The sequence below is a fragment of the Rhodococcus sp. 1168 genome (genome assembly GCF_002091955.1).
GTDB lineage: Bacteria > Actinomycetota > Actinomycetes > Mycobacteriales > Mycobacteriaceae > Rhodococcoides.
In genome coordinates, this window is sequence record NZ_MKKY01000010.1 from 1 (window position 1) to 1,864 (window position 1,864).

Sequence of the window (1,864 nt, forward strand, 5' to 3'; positions counted from 1 at the left end):
CCATCCACAACCCACAATGTCACCCCAATGCACTGTCATTCAGCACTAACTGAACGGTATTGGCTTTAGCGGTGTTGTCCAAGCAGGGCGGTAACATGCGTGATTTCAAAGCGCCGCGAGTGTATGCAGGTCCAGCGTTACCGATCATTGCGATCCCGACTACGGCAGGAAGCGGTTCGGAAGCAACGCAGTTCACAATTATTACCGATATCTCGACAGACGAGAAGATGCTATGTCCAGGCCTGTCATTTCTCCCGATTGCCTCGATCGTCGATTCTGATCTCACAATGTCCATGCCCGCTCGGCTAACCGCTGACACCGGAATCGACGCACTTACCCACGCGATTGAGGCGTACGTAAGTAAAAAGGCCAACCCGATTTCAGATGGCCTTGCATTGTCCGCCATGAAGACAATCGGTGCATATCTCTCACGTGCATATCTCGACGGATCCGATCGTGAGGCACGCGAGGCCATGATGCATGCGTCCACCCAGGCCGGCATGGCATTTTCCAATGCAAGCGTCTGCCTCGTGCATGGGATGAGTCGGCCCATAGGGGCGCACTTCCACGTCGCTCATGGACTGTCGAATGCCATGCTTTTAACTGCCGTTACTGCGTTCTCGATCCCCGCAGCGCTCGGCCGTTATGCAGACTGTGCGCGACAACTGGGTGCGGCCGACCGTCGCGACTCCGATGAAGCAGCTTCGTCGAAGCTTATCGAGTTCATCGACAAGCTCTGCGCCGATGTCCGAGTTCCCACGCCACACTCCTACGGTATCGACCAGAAACGGTGGGAAGAGCTCATACCACTCATGTCCGAGCAAGCGCTGGCATCAGGGTCGCCCTCGAACAACCCTGTTGTACCGACGGTCGAAGAAGTAGCTGAACTGTATCGAAAAGTATATGGGGCCTGAAGGTTTCCAGCGATTGCCGTAGGTGTTCCGAGTTCACTTTGAGCAGGCGAGTGGGGGGAGCAACCTTGCTATCCAAAAGTTTCTGTCGGGCGATTCGGTGGAGATCGGGGGTGTTTTCATGGCACGCTGCCCTGCTCAGATGATTGCAGACCCGCTCACCGTTTTTTCGGCCACCTTCCATTGAGCCGTTACCCAAGATGCGGCCTGCCTCGGCACAGACTCGAGACCACTGGCGCTTCACTAGCCTCGATCTTTCGTGCGTCCAGTTGAACAGGAGGTCTTTATAGATCGGTTTGTTCGTAAGCTCGTCGTCGCTTGCCGGTGAAAGTCCGGTCCGGGTAGCTGCCAGGTGGCCCGGTAGCAGGCTGGCGGCTTCATCTGGAAACGGATGTGGTCGAAGCCCAGCGTCAGAAGCCCTGCAAGGGGGAGCGAAGATGCGGTCCGCAGCATAAGGCGAAGTCTGCGGAGTCGTTAGAGGTCTCTGCCCGTGAGGGTGGAGGTGAAGAGAGAGAGCCGAGCCGCCGAAATCACGGTGAAGGCCTATGGAAGGCACCGAAGACCTGGATGTGCAGGTGCTGAAGAACTCTCCGGCGTATGGGACGTGGAACGTATCGACATTGACGACGGGAACTGGAGAGGCCCTCCCCAGCCCGATCATCTGCGAGATGTTCATGGTGGCGACACCGAGCATCCCTCCGAGTGGGCAGCGATCGAATCGGTCGCGCACAAGCTCGGTATCGGAACCGCGCGGACGATGCACAACTGGATCCGACGGTCCCAGACCGATGCCGGTCAGCGCCCCGGAGTGACCAGTGAGATGGCAGCGGAGATAAAAAATGCTCCGTGCAGAACCGAGAACTCAGGCGCGCCAACGAGATACTAAAATCAGCGTCCTTAAATTCAACCTGTCAACGCAACAAGCTCCCCGGCAAGGCACTCTGCGGGTGACC

General features: G+C 57.3%; 2 pseudogenes. Both read left to right on the plus strand.

The window, feature by feature from the left end:
- Window positions 1-62 precede the first annotated feature (62 nt).
- Window positions 63-914, plus strand: a pseudogene (locus BJI47_RS00360) (iron-containing alcohol dehydrogenase); the annotation flags it as partial.
- A gap of 685 nt (window positions 915-1,599) precedes the next feature.
- A pseudogene (locus BJI47_RS24355) lies at window positions 1,600-1,808 on the plus strand (IS3 family transposase); the annotation flags it as partial.
- Between the last annotated feature and the right edge of the window lie 56 nt (window positions 1,809-1,864).